Source organism: Paenibacillus sp. sgz302148, assembly GCF_056120465.1.
This window is the reverse complement of record NZ_JBVYOJ010000007.1, coordinates 137,431-152,933: the sequence shown is the minus strand read 5'-3', so window position 1 is coordinate 152,933 and position 15,503 is coordinate 137,431. Positions and strand designations below refer to the sequence as shown.

The window sequence follows — 15,503 nt, the reverse complement described above, 5'->3', positions numbered from 1 at the left end:
CTATGAGGAGGAATAAACATGGATGTCTTACTTTATAACGACTCGCATGAAGTAAGTTTGTATGAAATGATTCGCAGCCATATTCGTCAAGTGCCACCCTACATTGAACTAAAATTCGAAGAGTTTGCCGATATCTTTCATTCCCCCTACCATATGACGGATAAGTATTGGGGATCATTTGATAGAACGATAGAAACGTATGTAGGGGTAGAAGACGGCAAGTTGGTCGCGGCAACTCAAATTGCTTTTCCTCACGCTCCGCAAAAGGAATGGGTTGAAATACTTTGGATATTCGGCGAACCGGAAAAATCCGACCCTATCAGCAGGTTTTACAATGAGATCATGAAATTAGTCATAGATCGTAATTATTCGAAAGTATCAATCACTAAAAATCCATATGGCATCGCATGGGGCGGCATTCCCGATTGTTGGCCGCATGTATTGGCCGCCGTACTTGCGGAAAGCTCCAACGAAACGGATCCATGGGACGGTTACTGGTCAGATGGAGCAATAAACAGAAGAAATCTTCCTAGCGGTTTTACCGTGAAAGTAACCGATAATTTGCAAGAACTTAAGCTCCAGTTTGATTTCTATCATGGAGAAGAAATTGCCGGAGAAATTGCGGTTTGGTTTCCATCGGACCGTTCTGTCGGTTTAACGGATGCCGGGATCGTCGATATCGAATGGATTGAAGTCTCTGACAAATTTAAAGGCCAGCGTTTGGGGCAAGCGATGATGACATATGTCCATGATCATTGTTCTACGCTCGGTTTTCGTCAGTTTATGTTGTGGACCAAATGGGATAACATGCGAAAGTTGGCCGGTAAGCTAGGATTAAAAAAAGGGCCGGTGTTTCATTGGATAAGAACATGAAAATCACATTGTGATTCGTATTCGAAAAAGCCCTCGATGACGTAAAGTTAACATTTATGCGATCTTCATGTAGAATAAGGTCATTCTGGCTGCGTTCGAATTTCGAATCGAATCCTACAAAAATTCAGCCCGTATGGAGGGAGAACTATAGCATCATGAATAGGCTTGTTTGGATGGGCTTTTTTTCATTTTTTATTACCGGTGTTACCTTGGTCATGCTAGGTGCCGTGCTGCCGGAGCTGCTTCATCACTATGGGCGAAGTTACCAGGACGGCGGCATCATCGTGTTTGCGCAATTTATGGGCATGCTGGCCGGCGTTCTGGCCATGCCGTTCCTGACGCGCCGTCTCGGACGGCGGAATTGTTTCGTGTTCGCCTTGATTTTGCTTGGACTCGCGGAAATCAGTTTGTTCTTGCTCCCGCCATGGCCGCTGATCGTCATGATCGCCGGGGCTGCGGGAGCAAGCGTCGGATTGGTCGAACCCGGCATCAGCTCTTTGATTCTGCTGGCCGTCAAGGAGAAGCAAGCGATCGTCATGAGCAAGCTGGAGGTCGCGTTCGGACTCGGCGCGCTGGTCATGCCTTTTCTCGCCAGCTTCCTCATTGCGATGGGCGCCTGGAAATATTCTTTTTTATTTCTGTTCCTCGATGCGATCGTCATGGCGCTTCTATGGAGCAGGTTGTCGGTCGGCGAAACCGATGCCCTGCTAACGAAGGAGAATGCCTTGCAGGCCGGCGGGATACAACAGCCGACCTATGCCAAGAAGCATATTCCTTATGTCCTTTTATTCGCCGGATTTTTCTTCTTGTATAGCGGCAGTGAAGTATCCGTCGTTCATTTCGTCCCTTCAATCTTTATGGAGAACTGGAATGTCAGCAGCTCGGATGCCGCTTTGACTGTTACGCTGTATTGGTTCGCAATGACGCTCGGCCGTTTCTTCTCGGGCATCATCGCCGAAAAAATGACCTATTACCGGTATTTGCGCGTATCTCTGCTGGGGTGTCTCGTCTCCCTTGTCCTGCTGAGTCTCACCGGCTTCGCCTGGAGCGGTTATGTCCTGCTGTTCCTGCTTGGCTTGTTCATGTCCGGTCTATTCGCCGTGGCGCTTATTCACGCCAATAACCGATTCCCCGGCATGACGGAGCGGACGACAAGCATACTTGTCGCTTCCGCGGGACTCGGCGGCTCGCTCATTCCGCTCGTCGCGGGATGGAGCATGGACGAGCTGTCGGTGCAAGCGACGCTATGGTTTTTTGTCAGCGTCATGCTGGCCATGCTCGTATTGATGCTGCTCACGCAGCAACGCGTCAAAACGGCGAACGACATCCCGCAATCCAATGCGGCTTCCTTTTAACAATGTTTGTTTCCGATGTCGCAATTTATGAGTACAAATGTCACTAATTCGTATTACTATTGTCCAACGTTTTATGATAACTTATCATTGTGTCGTATTTTTATAGTGAATTAAAGGAGTGGATAAAACCATGATTAAAGTAGCCATGTTAAGCTTTTGGCACGTGCATGCCGGAGATTACGCAAGACAAGCAAATGAGCACCCGGGTACGGAAATTGTCGCAATTTGGGATGAGATTCCAGAGCGCGGACGCAAGGAAGCGGAAAACCGCGGTGTCCGTTTTTACGAGTCGCTCGACGATCTGCTAGCCCAGTCGGATATCGATGCGGTCATCGTCGATACGCCGACAAACATTCACCGTGACGTGATGGTTAAAGCGGCGCTTGCCGGCAAACATATTTTCACGGAAAAAGTAATCGCGCCAACGCTAAAAGAAGTCAACGAAATTCTTGCCGCCGTGGAGAAAACAGGCGTGAAGCTAACCGTTTCCCTGCCTCGTCTGAACGACAATTATACGCAGGCGATTCAAAGCGTACTCGCCGAAGGCATTCTCGGACAGCTGACGCTCGTTCGCGTTCGCCTGTCGCATAACGGCGCTACGGCAGGCTGGCTGCCCGCACACTTCTTTAGCCTCGAGCAATGCGGCGGCGGCGCCCTGATCGACCTGGGCTGCCATCCGATGTACTTGACGCGCTTGTTCCTCGGCCTTCCGGAAAGCGTCAGCGCTCATTACGGATACGTTTCCGGCAAAGAAGTCGAGGACAACGCCGTATCGGTGCTCAAATATCCGAATGGCGCACTCGGCATTGTAGAAGCCGGCTTCGTCAACGCCCACTCGCCGTTCAGCATCGAGCTGCACGGAACGGACGGCTCGTTGTTCTACGGTACGCCGGAAGAGACGATGGTTTTCCGCAGCAATAAGCTTGAAGGCGAAGGTTCCAAGCAATGGAACGTGAAATCGCTGCCGGACAACGTGCCAAGCGCTTTCCACCAATGGGTCAGCCACATCGAGAACAACACGGTCGCTACGGAGAACATTCAATATGCCGTAGAATTGACGAAGCTGATGGAAGCTTCCAACCTGTCGGTTCAGCAGAACAAAGCAATTCGACTCGACGAGCTTGCGAAATAATACGTTTACAGGAAGGCGGTGAGTCAGATGGCTGCAAACGATCAATCCCGCGATTCGAAAACAACTGCCGCGAAGCGAGGCGCAAAGCCGTTTCCCTTCTCCGTCATGGAACAGAAACCCGGGGCGCTCGACCGTCTCGATATCCGGTTCCGTTGGGGCAATTTCGGCATCCGGGTGTTGCGCTGCCATCTGACGACTTTCCCGCCGGGACGAATCGTCGGTTTTCATAAGCATTCCGAATATGAATTCCATTTCATCCCTCGCGGGAAAGGCATCGTCATCCTTGAAGATATCCCTTATGCCCTGCATGAAGGGATGTTTTATTTAACGGGTCCCGGCGTCATGCATTACCAAGAAGCGGACCCCAGCGAGGCGATGGACGAATTGTGCCTGCACATCGATATTGTCCGGCTGGAGGACAAGCGGCGTCAAGCCGGAACGCAGGACGGTATGGACGACTGGGAATCGGAATGGGAAGCGAAAGAAGCCGAGGAATGCGTTAGAAGGCTGCAGGAGATGCCGGTCCGGCCGACGGTGGATCAATACAACGCGATGCAGTGGTTCCTGACCGCTTACCGGGCCTGGAACGAAAACCAGCCCGGCGTGTTTACGACGATCAAGCAATCCGTCATCCAGATGCTGCTTCGCGCGACGCGCGCTTTTGCCGACAAGGCGATCTGGCATTCGCTGCCTCCGCGGGACATGAACGCCTACCGGTTCCAATTGGCGGTCCAGTTCATTCAGGACAATTACGCGAGCCCGATCACGCTGGAGGAGGTCGCCGAAAAAATCCAAATCAGCGGCCGGCAGCTGCAGCGTATTTTCCGGGAGCAATCGAATGAATCGTTCAGCGAATATGTCGAGAGCATCCGCCTGGCGCACGTATGCGCGCACCTGCTGGAAAGCGAGCTTACGATCGAGCAAATCGCCGCCGAGCACGGGTTCCCGAACAGCAATTATTTGTATTACGTATTCAAGAAAAGATTCCAAATGACGCCCAAACAATATAAGGAACAGAACGCGACAAAGGAGACTTGATTGGCAATGACGAGAAAAATACGGGTTGGCATTATCGGCAGCGGCGGCATCGCCCGCGCGCATGCGCAAGCCTACAAAACGATACCGGACGTGGAAATCGCCGCCGTGGCGGACGTCATTCCCGGCAAAGCCGCGGAATTTCTGGCGCTCGAGCAGCTGACGAACGCGCAAGCGTTCGACGACCACCGCCGACTGCTGGAGCTGGATCTGGACGGGATCAGCGTTTGTACGCCGAATATGGCCCACCACCAAACAACGGTGGATTCGCTTCGCGCAGGCAAACACGTGCTTGTCGAGAAGCCGATGTCCGTCACGCTCGAAGAAGCGGTCGACATGGTGCAGGTGTCGAAACAGACGAACCGTATGCTGTCGGTTGGCTTCCAGCCGCGTTACGACCCGAACATGAAAACGATCCAGAACATCGTTCAATCCGGCCAGCTCGGCAAAGTGTATTATGTTGAGACCGGCGGTGGCCGCCGCCGCGGCATTCCGGGCGGTACATTCATCCGCAAAGACCTGGCGGGCGCAGGAGCGATGGCCGATATCGGCTGCTATTCGCTCGACATGGCGCTGAACACGCTCGGCTATCCAAAGCCGCTGACCGTATCCGCGTACGCGTCGAACTACTTCGGGACGAACCCGAAATATTTCGGCGAAGCTTCCAAGTTTGACGTGGAGGATTTTGGCGTGGCGATGATCCGTCTCGAGGGCGACATCGTGCTGAACTTTAAGATCTCGTGGGCGATGCATATGGACACGCTCGGCGCCACGATGTTCCTCGGCTCCGAAGCAGGCCTCAAAATTACGCCTGCGGGCCAAGGGCCTTGGAGCGGCGTATGGGATGGCAGCGTGGGCAGCATTACGATGTTCCACGACCTCATGGGCCATAACACCCAGAGCCCGATTCCGGTCCAAACGCACAACATCAACCTGTTCCACGAGAAGGTGCGCGATTTCGTTGCCGCGATTCGAGACGGCAAAGGCGCTCCGATTCCAGGAGACCAAATTTTGATCAACCAGGCGATCGTGGATGGCATTTTGCGTTCCTCCGAGCTGCGGCGCGAGGTGGACATCGTTATTCCGCAAATTTAGCGCTTTGTTCTATTCCAGAAAGATCCTCTTTGCGACAAGAAGCGTCGCGAAGCGGATCTTTTTTGCGCCTTTCCGACTGTCGAAGGCTGCCGTAACATTGCTATTTTTGCGCTTCCCCGGGAAATGATCGCGTATTTATTGCCTGTATCCTCTCTCTCTTTTTTTATGGATCGGCATCTCGACTTTCATTGCCTGCCCTGTCCTTTCTCATCAGGATTGAATAAAGTATACAGACATGTTGTGGACCGGACATGCGGTCCTGTACATTCGACCTCGAATATGGAGGATACTTGAATGGAAATGAACGAACGGCTCGTCTATGAGATGATCAAGGAACTGCAAGAGATGAATGAACGATTAAAAGAAACGATGCATAGCTTTCAGCGGATCGAAGCGCGTTTGGAAGACATTCGTCAACTTCACCGGCGGCAAAACGATACGTTTTCCGATATATTCGCTTACTTGAAAGATTATCAACGGGTCGCCGATTATCAGTTGGAGCATCCCGATCGGCAAACCAGTATCGACTTCAACAATCTGAAGTCACTTTTTGCGCTGCCCCACAAGATATTTGCCGATCCATTGTCCAGGGCAAGCGTGCTCAATAACGTGCCGATATCGTCGAACGATAAACCTGTTTATACGAACGACAAATCGTTCCTGCAATATTTGGCCGAGCAGACGTTTGCGGAAACAACGACGACAAGCCGGTTGTATTATCGCGTTGGATTTTTGAACAACGTTTCCACAACCGTTTATCAGTATTTGGATGAAGGTTTCACAACCGAACCGGCCAACGTGGTGCCTGCCGGCATGCTGCTGCGCGTCGTTTCGACTTCGGCGAACGATACGGCTGCCGGGACAGGTGCGCAACGGGTGTTAATTAGCGGCATCGACGCCACCGGAAGCCGGGCGAATGAAACGGTGATCATGAATGGCACGTCCGGCGTTACGACGGTAACGACATGGAAGTGGCTCGATTTTTTCTGTATCATCGCCGTCGGAACGTACAACGGTACAGCCGTGGGCACCATTAGCTTGACCAATACAGCCGCAACGACGACATTCGCGCAAATTGCGGCAGGTCGGCGTTCGTGGCGTTCCGGACGAATTCATGTCCCGACCGTCGGCAGAGGTTATCTTCATCAATGGGTGATCGGATCGTTCAAGAGCGACGTCAGCTTTGAACTGCTAGTTTCGCCAACCTCGGATAAAAACACGATCATCGCCCGGTCGGCGACGAATTCGACGGGACAAAGCACGAACATTCTTTTTCCGGCTCCGATCTATATTCCGTCCGACGGCCGGGCTGTGGTGGATGCGTTGGCCAACGGGACGGTGAATCAAGCCGACACCAGCTTCAGCTGCCATATTTCGCCTACTTAACGCTGCAAAAAAAAGCCCGAATCGGATTTTCTTCAAACCGAATCGGGCTTTCATATGGGACGAATACGTATTACCGTTCATCCGCCACTTGCATTGCTTTGATGAACTGTTCTTCCGGCTGCGCGCCGGATACGGCCACTTTGTTATCGAAAACGAAGAACGGCACGCCCGTAATTTGTAGTCTGCGCGCTTGCTCCAAGTCGTGAGTAACCGAGCCAAACGCTTCGTTCGCTTGCAGAGCGCGGCGTACTTCCGTTCCGTCCATTCCGGCATCTTCCGCAATGTTTACAAGAACGTCGAGCTTTCCGATATCCTGCCCTTTCTCGAAATAAGCGGCCATGACACGGTCGAATACGTCACCTTGCTTGTCTTCAGGAGCGAGCGCAATCAGTTGATGAGACAACTTCGTTTCCGGATAAACCTCGATCAAGTCGAAATCAAACGGAATCCCAAGCGAGTCGCCCGTTTGAATCAGGTGCTGGTTCATTTGATCGAATCGCTCCAAGCTGCCGAACTTTCGGGCGAGCGTTTCGCGGAAGTTCACGCCTTCGGCTGGAATCGTGCCGTCAAGTTGAAAAGCTCTGTGGCGAATTTGGACGTCGGTGCGTCCGGATTGCTTCAGGGCGTTCATGAGCCGTTTTTTGCCGACTCGGCACCATGGGCATACCGTATCCGAATAAATGTCAATGATCATAGCTAGTACCTCGCAATCGTAAGTTTGCTATTTTTTATTGATGTCGAGCGCATTTTCTTTCGATTTTATAGTATTACACTTTTTGTAAGTTGTCAAACCGGTGGCCGTTATACATTCTCTAGCTAGTCTCGAATCTCCTCCCGCAGAGGCTTGGCATCCAGCGGCAGCTTGTCCCCCGGCAACTCTCTGTATTCTACGTCAAAAACGCCCCGATATTCGAACAAAGTCCCGTACCAACGGTTCTGCACATGTACGTGAATGCGGTACTTGTCCAACGATTCGTCAAACCACTCGCGAACATTCGCCACGCCGGACAAAGCCATGGGAAACCGGAAGCCTAACCAGCCCTCATAAAATCGCTGCTCGCCTGAGCGTATCCGAATTCCACCTTGGTCGTCGGCCTCAATATCGATATCAACCGCCAAGTGCTGCCGATTGCCCAAATAATCGATAATTTTACCGCGCCGTTCGCTGTAAATCATCGTTGCATCGAACCGGCAGATCGACCCCGGAAAGCGAAATGAACGGTTCCATGTAACGGTCTCGCGGCCGTGGCCGTCGGTATAAGCGTAATTCTCTATCGAAAATGGGACATTCTCTCCGCTCCTCGGGATGAGAATATGCCGCCGGCTGCCGAGCCATAAAAAAGGAGCGACCGGTTTGGAATAACGCACGTATTCCATCATCCCCGTCCCGATGCTCGCCGTATTGTCCCGGCTGCTCAAGCCGAATCTGCGCCGAATGGCGGGATGCAGGTTGTGGAAATCAGCCCCTAATGCTTTCTGGTAAATCGATTCCATCGACTTCCACTCCTTGTTCAATTTGCGAAGCTTGGACTCCGTCGGCTCCCCCGCTATTCTCAAGGTGAACCGCAGGTTTTCTTGCACACCTTGCCGCGCATGGCAAATCTTCGCACGTGGCATACCCGGTCCAGCATAAAGCGAGCATCGCAAACGTCAATGCAGCCGGATTAAAGGGAGCGGCATATACCGAAGGATCACTCCAAGCCGCTCCTGCAGCCAGCAAGATTAACATGCATGCGTTCAACCAATATATCCATCGTTTGCGATGGAATAACAGACAAGCGAATCCAAACGCAAGTTCCATCGCGCCGATCAAGAGGATTGCCGCGGATTCCATCCCCTGCACAAATGGCAGCCGGGACAACATGTCAAGTTCAACGGAATGCCGCATCAACAGCTTCGGCACGAGTCCTTCGTAGCACCAAATGAAAGCGAGCGCTATGACTGCCGCAAAGTGCGTTAACGTCTTTACGATCGAATACGCCGGCTTCACGCCATTCTCCAGCCATAATCGCAAGCAATCGAAGCTCCAAGCCGTCGCCCAGCCGATAAGCGGTCGAAAAGCAAACCGATCCGCGACAGCCCCTATACGTCCGAACCGGGTCGTATAATCGTATCTTGTAATAAAACGAATTCCCTCATTTGTCGGCGTATATTTCCAATAACCTCCGCCTGTCCGTATCAAAGATATGGCTTGATCCGACCAGAAGCGCAGCCCGGATAAACGCGTACCGGATTCTGAAATCACGTGGCCGGCGGTTTCGCCTTCACCGGATACCGTTATGCCGAAGCCGATTTTCGTCGTATATCGGAACCGCTGGACGCGTTCTCCGTCCCGCCGCTGCACATAATCGATGCTTGAAAAGCGCAAATCCCACTTCTGATGATGCGCGGGCGTTTGCGTAGCCTCCCATAATCGCTCCATGTCCGTCGCGATCACCGTTTCGACATAGACAGGCTTTCTGCGAATCGTTAACATCGTTAATCACCTCGTGTTGGGTTGGGAGATAGGCTGGAACCTTCCCCCGCTTCAAGGAACCGCGATTTTATTTCCGGCGTCGGGACGAGGCATTGCTCCGTTCGACCGAACCAGCGATAGCGGTTTGCCGCGACCCAATCATAAACGGCATCGCGTACCGGCTTCGGACAGATGATGAGTCCATATAATAAAGGCCATAATCCTTTCAGCTTGCGGATGACGCGTAATGCTGCGGATGATTTGACGTATGTCCGGCCGTCCTCCACCATAACGAACGTGTCGAGCTCTGACAGGAGATGGGCACCGTTCACCGATTCAAGCAATCGCCGTGCTTCCTCGGACTGCAGCGACGCAAACTTGAAGTTTCGCCGCGGATCCCGGGGAATGACGAACCTGACGAAAAAGCTGCACAAATTGCAGTGTCCGTCGAACAATAGGATGGATGGCTGAACTTGTTCCTGTTCCGTTTTCATGATGGCCACCTCGTCTCGATAATTAATGCGATTAATCTTTATTGCCATGAATCATGCAATAATGCAAGTACCTTTACCCTTTTCGTATGAACAGTTTGTAGCGTAATAACTCGTCGATAGCCCAATTAATCCCGGCACCTGCCGTGGCCGCCAAGACGAACCGATCTGTAATGAAGTCTAACCAGTTTATCTCGCTAAGCACTCTCGCGCCGAAATAAAATCCGACGAATAACATAAATCCCATGCCAAAAACAAGATGAACCATACATGCCGCCGCGCTCCGGAATTTCCCAAGCCGCTTCGTCACGAGGTCCGAAAATAACGACACAGGCAATCCATAAAAAAGCAGGACCGGAAACGTATAGATCGGGACGATCAGCAGCCAGCTTAGCATGCCTGCATCCCATACATCCTTCATCAGCCATGCCATCATGATCGATACCATGATTGCCGAGCCGGCTGCACTCATTATTTTCCGCAAAATCAGCATCTCGATGCTCACGCCCTCTCCTTGCCGTATCTGTATTGTAGCTTGAAGATACGAAAAAAAGCAGTTCCAACTTTCGTAGAACCGCTTCACAAGGAGTACTATGTTTTATAGAACCTGCCGCACGCAGCTAAAGCCCTTTTTTCCTTACCTTCTCGACCGCTTCTTTGCCGCTGCGCACGCCAAGCTTCTTGAGCAGCTTGTTGATCTGGTTTTTCAACGTGCTTTCGGCCTTATGCAGCTTCGTTTCGATTTGCGAATGCGTATAGCCTTGTTCAAGGAGATCATAGACTTCACGCTCTGCGGGCGTAAGGCCAAGCAGCTGCTCCTCCTGCTTCAGCCGTGCGAATTCCTTCATTAAGACATCATAGGACGAACTACGGCTCGCCGTGAGCCTTATTGCCGACGGAAGCTCTTTGTAGTCGGATTTCGCGATATATTGCACCGCCCCGGCGGTGAATGCTTTGAGCATGACGTCTTCGGCCGTCAATGAAGTCAGCATGATGACTTTTACAGTCGGGCGCACATCGAGGATGTCCGCTGCTGCATAGATGCCGTCGATATGATTTTCCGACAAATTAATGTCCATCAGCACGATATCGCATTCAACCGTCTTGGCCAGCTCTACCGCCTGCTCCCGTGTCGAAACCGCTCCGACGATCAGCATATCCTCTTCTTTTCCGAGAAAACCGGAAAGCAGCTTGATCCAATCGGGATCGTCTTCTACTAGCAGCAATCGGATCATTTCGTTCAACTCCTTCCGTTTCCGCACCGAATTCGAGTTGTCAGCGCGCATACCGTACCTTCTTGCGCGGCCAGGCAATCGATAGGGTTGTCCCTTTGCCGATTTCGCTGTCCGCTTCGATCGTGCCTCCGCTTTTTTCTACGACATGATAACAATAGCTGAGACCGAGACCAAAGTTCAAACCGCGGTGTTTGGTCGTATAAAATGGCTCGAACATCATCCGCAGGTCGGCTCTCGACATGCCGACTCCGGTATCTTGAATGTGCAACACGGCATGTCTCTTTCGATTCGTAATGCCGATATGCAGCTCGCCGCCGGCCGGCATCGCTTCGATTGCATTTTTCAGTACGTTCACGAGCACTTCCTTCAAATGAATCCGATCGCAGATGAACATGATGTCTTCCGGCCAATCTTCCGCAATGACAACTTGAACGTCGCCCTTATCGAGCTGTGGCCTGACATGCGCAATGCATTCATTGATTAATGCCGTTAATGAACAGGGCTCTTCCATCAGCACAATATCTTGCATTTGGCTTTGGATCCGCGATACCATCGCTTGCAGATGGGCGGTCGAATGGGCGATGATCCGCAAATGGTCTTGTACGTCGGCATCTTCAGCCGCGGGCATTGATTCGATCGCTTCGGTGCACATCGATATTTTGGCGACTTCGTTCTTGATCGTGTGATTCAAGATGGCGGTGCCCGAGCTGACCGCTTTCATTGCCGTATCGAATCGGTCCTTCTCGAAACGCAGCTTTATGCCGAGCGTGCCGCTTGCAAACGTAAATATGATGCCGATTAAAAACGAATATACAATAAAGACGGAAACAAACCGAAAAAAATCAAATTCCGGGTCGAAAATCCGGGCAATATTGATAAAAACGAGCGCAGATAAAATGGTAGGTACGATGATCAGCACAGTCACAAGGCGGTTTAGTCTGCGTATCCGATTGGTTTCCTTCACATATGCATAGATGAACATGGCACAAGCACCAATATAATATGGGCCTGCCCATAGGAGCAGCGTAAGCTGGTCGAGCTTCATTGCCGGAAATAACGGCGTCGTTGCCGCCATATACACAACCGGCAGCAGGAGCAGCACGCCGCTCCATTTTCGAAGCCGCCTCTTCCGAATGCAATCGCTGTACGCAATGGCGAACATGACAAGCGTATAAGGCGTAAGCACTTGATTCGCAAAGGCAAGGAGAGTCGCAAGGCGGTACAGCCATTCATCCGTCGCGCCTTCGGCCGCATTTTGCAATGAAATGGACAAGCCCCCGATACCGGCGCATAGCAAAAATACCGCAGCCCAGCGGTTCGACGCACTGCGCGGATGATTCCACAGCAAGACGACCGCAGCAATGGCAAACGCCGCAAAATAAATCAGCAAATCCGCTCGCTCCTTTGATGATGTATGTCTTATTATAACAGATGGCGCGTGCGACAACGACGAGATCCATGCAATCTTTTGTCTCCATAAAAAAACCACCAACCCGCGAGGGAGGATGGCTGTCGAGGCAGAGTTCTTTTGGAGCTTGGCACATTTATCTATGGCCTAGATTTGCGAGGCGGTGTCATTCGACCGCGACGCGTATTTTTATTGCTCATGAGACGCGGGCGCGAAAGCATCATCCAATGAGGCAACCGAAAAATCGTGTCTTTATGATCGGATAAAATGAGCGGAGCGATCGGACTCATGTAAGGAACGCCGAAAGAACGCAAGCCGCATAAATGCAGCACGATCGCAATAAGCCCAACAATGATCCCGAACAACCCGAAAGAAGCGGCAAGACCCATTAATGGAAAACGAAGCATACGAAAGGCATTCGCCATACTATACGAAGGAAATACAAAGCTGCTAATGGCGGTTACCGATACGACAATAACCATGGCAGGGGAAACGATTCCCGCTTCCACCGCCGCTTGTCCGATGACCAGCGTTCCGACGACGGATACCGCCGGCCCGATCGTCCTTGGCATTCGCAGTCCTGCTTCCCGTAATATTTCAAAGGCGATCTCCATCATGAGCGCTTCGATGAACGCAGGAAAAGGAACGCCTTCCCTTTGAGCCGCCAAGCTGATCAGCAGCGGAGTCGGCAGCATTTCTTGATGAAACGTAGTAATAGCGATATACAGAGGCGGGCCCAATAAGGAGATAAAAATCCCGACATAACGAAGGAAACGAACTAGACTGCTAATATCGGCTCGATGGTAATAATCTTCCGCAGAATTCAAAAAAGAAACGAACAAAGCCGGAACGACGAGAACGAACGGCGTACCGTCCACCATAATTGCGATTTTCCCTTCAAGCAGTTCCGCGGCAATGACATCAGGCCGTTCCGAATTGTAAATGGTAGGAAAAGGCGAATAGTTATTGTCTTGAATCATTTCCTCGATGTACCCGCCTTCCAGGATACCGTCGATGTCGATCCGTTCGAGCCTGGCACGTACTTCTTCGACTACTTTGTCGTTAGCGATCCCTTTGATGTACATGACGGCGACATCGGTTCTGGTCACCGAGCCGATCGTTTTCGTTTCCAGCCACAAGTTCGGATTTTTGATTTTGCGCCGAAGCAAAGCGGTATTCGTACGCAGCGTTTCCGTGAACGCTTCGCGAGGGCCGCGGACAACCGATTCCGTGCTTGGTTCCGTAACCCCTCGATCCTTCCACCCCCGCGTACTCGCAGCAATACCGTGCGAATGCCCGTCAAGCAGAACGACCGCTTCGCCGGACAATATCGAGGCGAATAACGTTTCAAAATCGGAAACGTCCTTAATGTCGCCGATCGTAAGAGCGTAATCTTTCAGAACTTGAACGGGATTCGGGCCGGAAGAAATTTGCCGGTCGGCCTCATCCGACATTTTAATGTCCAGCATGACCGACTCCATAATGAAGTCGGTAATTACTTTTTTGTCCGCCAGGCCGTCGGTATAAATAATCCCCATGTTCTGATCCCCGTTTTTGCCGATCCGGACTTCCCTGATAATAATATCCGTGCTGTATCCGAGTTTTTCACGAATATGCCGAATATTTTCCTGTAAACTGTTTTTCAACGTGTGCATAAGTCCATATCTCTGCTTCCTTTTGCAATTGGGTTTGAAACCATTATTTCCTTCCATTATTTTCATAAACATAGGAGAGCAAGATCGGCTGCGACTTAAATGGAAAAAGTTTATTACATAGAATCGTGGGAAATAATGGGTCCATATCGGAATGACGGAAAGGAGTTCAATCTATGGCTCGCAAAACCGCCCTTATCTTCTTTATCGTCGTCATGCTGTTTGTCACTGGTTGTTGGAATCGCCGGGAATTAAACGAACTTGCCATTGCCGTAGCGATGGGACTCGATAAAACGGGAAACCAATACAAGCTCTCCATACAAGTGGTCGATCCCGGGCAAGTAGCTGCAAAAAAAGGGATAGGTACCCGGACACCGGTTACTTTGTATGAAGCAACAGGCAGTACCGTTTTTGAAGCGTTGCGTAAATTGACGACCCTTTCTCCCAGAAAAATGTATTCTTCCCATCTCCGAATGTTCGTCCTGGATGAAACATTAGCAAAGGAAGGAATCGGGGAATCGTTGGATTTCATTTCGAGGGATCATGAATTGCGTACCGATTTTTATATCGTTGTGGCGAAAAATACGAGCGCTGCCAATGTGCTAAAAATATTGACACACCTGGAATCGATTCCGGCCAATTTTATGTTTTCTTCGCTTGAATCGTCTGAGAAGTCGTGGGCGCCTACCTTGACCGTGACATTGGACGATTTGATTGCTAACCTCGTAAGCGAAGGGCAGCACCCCGTCATTACGGGAATTCGCATCATAGGCGCGCAAAAAGATGGGGAATCGAAAAAAAATGTCGAGCTTATTGATTCTCCTTCCTATTTGCAATACACGGGGTTGGCGGTGTTCCGGAAGGATAAATTGATCGGATGGTTAAACGAAACGGAAAGCAAAGCATATAACTACATTCAAGATAAAGTGAAAAGCACGGCCGGGCACCTCACGTGCCCTGACGGCGGAAAGCTGACCGTCGAAGTCATTCGCTCGAAAACGAAAGTTTCCGGAAGTGTAAATAAAAATACGCCGCAAATCCGGGTCGATATACGAAGTGAAGTCAATGTCGGAGAGGTGGAATGCCATATCGACCTAACCAAATCAAAAACGATTGCCGAGTTGGAGAAAATAGGGAGCGATAGAGTCCGGGGATTCATCGAAGAAACGATTCATACCGTACAGAAGAAATATAAAGTCGATATATTCGGTTTCGGCGAAGTAATACATCGTTCGGCTCCCGCCGCTTGGAGAACATTAAAAGAAGATTGGGACAGGCATTTTGCCAAGATGCCCGTGAAGGTGAACGTAGAGATCAAAATACGCCGGTTGGGCACGATAAGCAATTCGTTCCTGGAGGAAATGAAAAAAACGAAGAAGGAGTGAG

15 protein-coding genes are annotated in these 15,503 nt (G+C 51.0%); 7 read left to right on the top strand and 8 right to left on the bottom strand.

From position 1 onward, the window contains the following. Nucleotides 1-18 precede the first annotated feature (18 nt). The 6 genes from AC0LWM_RS12220 (at nt 19) to AC0LWM_RS12195 (ending at nt 6,876) form a co-directional block, all read left to right on the top strand. Nucleotides 19-873 carry a GNAT family N-acetyltransferase gene (locus tag AC0LWM_RS12220; RefSeq protein WP_474675221.1) on the top strand — a complete coding sequence of 285 codons (855 nt, stop codon included), beginning with the start codon at nt 19-21 and terminating at the stop codon, nt 871-873. A gap of 155 nt (nt 874-1,028) precedes the next feature. Next, a complete protein-coding gene (locus tag AC0LWM_RS12215; RefSeq protein WP_474675220.1) occupies nt 1,029-2,228 on the top strand; it encodes an MFS transporter in 1,200 nt (399 codons plus the stop codon). 130 nt (nt 2,229-2,358) lie between these two features. Continuing rightward, nucleotides 2,359-3,360, top strand: coding sequence for a Gfo/Idh/MocA family protein (locus AC0LWM_RS12210; RefSeq protein ID WP_474675219.1), 1,002 nt, complete (start codon nt 2,359-2,361; stop codon nt 3,358-3,360). 27 nt (nt 3,361-3,387) lie between these two features. Further along, the gene (locus AC0LWM_RS12205) at nt 3,388-4,398 is read left to right on the top strand and encodes a helix-turn-helix transcriptional regulator (protein ID WP_474675218.1); all 1,011 of its coding nucleotides are present in this window, start codon (nt 3,388-3,390) and stop codon (nt 4,396-4,398) included. 6 nt (nt 4,399-4,404) lie between these two features. Then, the gene (locus AC0LWM_RS12200) at nt 4,405-5,490 is read left to right on the top strand and encodes a Gfo/Idh/MocA family protein (protein ID WP_474675217.1); all 1,086 of its coding nucleotides are present in this window, start codon (nt 4,405-4,407) and stop codon (nt 5,488-5,490) included. A gap of 294 nt (nt 5,491-5,784) precedes the next feature. Continuing rightward, complete coding sequence (locus AC0LWM_RS12195; protein WP_474675216.1) at nt 5,785-6,876, top strand: hypothetical protein; 1,092 nt, start codon at nt 5,785-5,787, stop codon at nt 6,874-6,876. Between the two features lie 70 nt (nt 6,877-6,946). Here the strand turns inward: AC0LWM_RS12195 and AC0LWM_RS12190 are convergent, their stop codons facing one another. The 8 genes from AC0LWM_RS12190 to AC0LWM_RS12155 all read right to left on the bottom strand — a co-directional run bounded on the left by AC0LWM_RS12190 (nt 6,947) and on the right by AC0LWM_RS12155 (nt 14,120). Beyond that, nucleotides 6,947-7,570, bottom strand: a complete 624-nt coding sequence (locus AC0LWM_RS12190; RefSeq protein ID WP_474675215.1) for a DsbA family oxidoreductase — start codon at nt 7,568-7,570, stop codon at nt 6,947-6,949. 122 nt (nt 7,571-7,692) lie between these two features. Beyond that, nucleotides 7,693-8,370, bottom strand: coding sequence for a DUF4166 domain-containing protein (locus AC0LWM_RS12185; protein ID WP_474675214.1), 678 nt, complete (start codon nt 8,368-8,370; stop codon nt 7,693-7,695). Beyond that, a complete protein-coding gene (locus AC0LWM_RS12180; RefSeq protein WP_474675213.1) occupies nt 8,336-9,352 on the bottom strand; it encodes a DoxX-like family protein in 1,017 nt (338 codons plus the stop codon). The genes AC0LWM_RS12185 and AC0LWM_RS12180 overlap by 35 nt, the downstream gene beginning before the upstream one ends. A gap of 2 nt (nt 9,353-9,354) precedes the next feature. Beyond that, nucleotides 9,355-9,825 (bottom strand): thiol-disulfide oxidoreductase DCC family protein, encoded by a 471-nt coding sequence (locus AC0LWM_RS12175; RefSeq protein ID WP_474675212.1) that lies wholly within the window; start codon nt 9,823-9,825, stop codon nt 9,355-9,357. Between the two features lie 73 nt (nt 9,826-9,898). Next, nucleotides 9,899-10,327, bottom strand: a complete 429-nt coding sequence (locus AC0LWM_RS12170) for a hypothetical protein (RefSeq protein WP_474675211.1) — start codon at nt 10,325-10,327, stop codon at nt 9,899-9,901. Nucleotides 10,328-10,442: 115 nt separating this feature from the next. After that, a complete protein-coding gene (locus tag AC0LWM_RS12165) occupies nt 10,443-11,108 on the bottom strand; it encodes a response regulator (RefSeq protein ID WP_474675210.1) in 666 nt (221 codons plus the stop codon). Beyond that, nucleotides 11,098-12,447, bottom strand: a complete 1,350-nt coding sequence (locus tag AC0LWM_RS12160; protein ID WP_474675209.1) for an ATP-binding protein — start codon at nt 12,445-12,447, stop codon at nt 11,098-11,100. The genes AC0LWM_RS12165 and AC0LWM_RS12160 overlap by 11 nt, the downstream gene beginning before the upstream one ends. Before the next feature lie 158 nt (nt 12,448-12,605). Further along, nucleotides 12,606-14,120 (bottom strand): spore germination protein, encoded by a 1,515-nt coding sequence (locus AC0LWM_RS12155; protein WP_474675208.1) that lies wholly within the window; start codon nt 14,118-14,120, stop codon nt 12,606-12,608. A 173-nt stretch (nt 14,121-14,293) separates the two neighbouring features. On the opposite strand from AC0LWM_RS12155, the gene AC0LWM_RS12150 reads away from it, so the two are divergent. Further along, nucleotides 14,294-15,502 carry a Ger(x)C family spore germination protein gene (locus AC0LWM_RS12150; protein ID WP_474675207.1) on the top strand — a complete coding sequence of 403 codons (1,209 nt, stop codon included), beginning with the start codon at nt 14,294-14,296 and terminating at the stop codon, nt 15,500-15,502. Nucleotide 15,503 lies beyond the last annotated feature (1 nt).

Excerpts from the sequence above, each read along its gene's own strand:
- AC0LWM_RS12210 (WP_474675219.1), top strand. The coding sequence starts at position 2,359 with ATGATTAAAGTAGCCATGTTAAGCTTTTGGCACGTGCATGCCGGAGAT.
- AC0LWM_RS12215 (WP_474675220.1), top strand. The coding sequence starts at position 1,029 with ATGAATAGGCTTGTTTGGATGGGCTTTTTTTCATTTTTTATTACCGGT.
- AC0LWM_RS12150 (WP_474675207.1), top strand. The coding sequence starts at position 14,294 with ATGGCTCGCAAAACCGCCCTTATCTTCTTTATCGTCGTCATGCTGTTT.
- AC0LWM_RS12155 (WP_474675208.1), bottom strand. The coding sequence starts at position 14,120 with ATGCACACGTTGAAAAACAGTTTACAGGAAAATATTCGGCATATTCGT.
- AC0LWM_RS12195 (WP_474675216.1), top strand. The coding sequence starts at position 5,785 with ATGGAAATGAACGAACGGCTCGTCTATGAGATGATCAAGGAACTGCAA.
- AC0LWM_RS12180 (WP_474675213.1), bottom strand. The coding sequence starts at position 9,352 with ATGTTAACGATTCGCAGAAAGCCTGTCTATGTCGAAACGGTGATCGCG.
- AC0LWM_RS12185 (WP_474675214.1), bottom strand. The coding sequence starts at position 8,370 with ATGGAATCGATTTACCAGAAAGCATTAGGGGCTGATTTCCACAACCTG.
- AC0LWM_RS12200 (WP_474675217.1), top strand. The coding sequence starts at position 4,405 with ATGACGAGAAAAATACGGGTTGGCATTATCGGCAGCGGCGGCATCGCC.
- AC0LWM_RS12190 (WP_474675215.1), bottom strand. The coding sequence starts at position 7,570 with ATGATCATTGACATTTATTCGGATACGGTATGCCCATGGTGCCGAGTC.
- AC0LWM_RS12175 (WP_474675212.1), bottom strand. The coding sequence starts at position 9,825 with ATGAAAACGGAACAGGAACAAGTTCAGCCATCCATCCTATTGTTCGAC.
- AC0LWM_RS12205 (WP_474675218.1), top strand. The coding sequence starts at position 3,388 with ATGGCTGCAAACGATCAATCCCGCGATTCGAAAACAACTGCCGCGAAG.
- AC0LWM_RS12220 (WP_474675221.1), top strand. The coding sequence starts at position 19 with ATGGATGTCTTACTTTATAACGACTCGCATGAAGTAAGTTTGTATGAA.
- AC0LWM_RS12165 (WP_474675210.1), bottom strand. The coding sequence starts at position 11,108 with ATGCGCGCTGACAACTCGAATTCGGTGCGGAAACGGAAGGAGTTGAAC.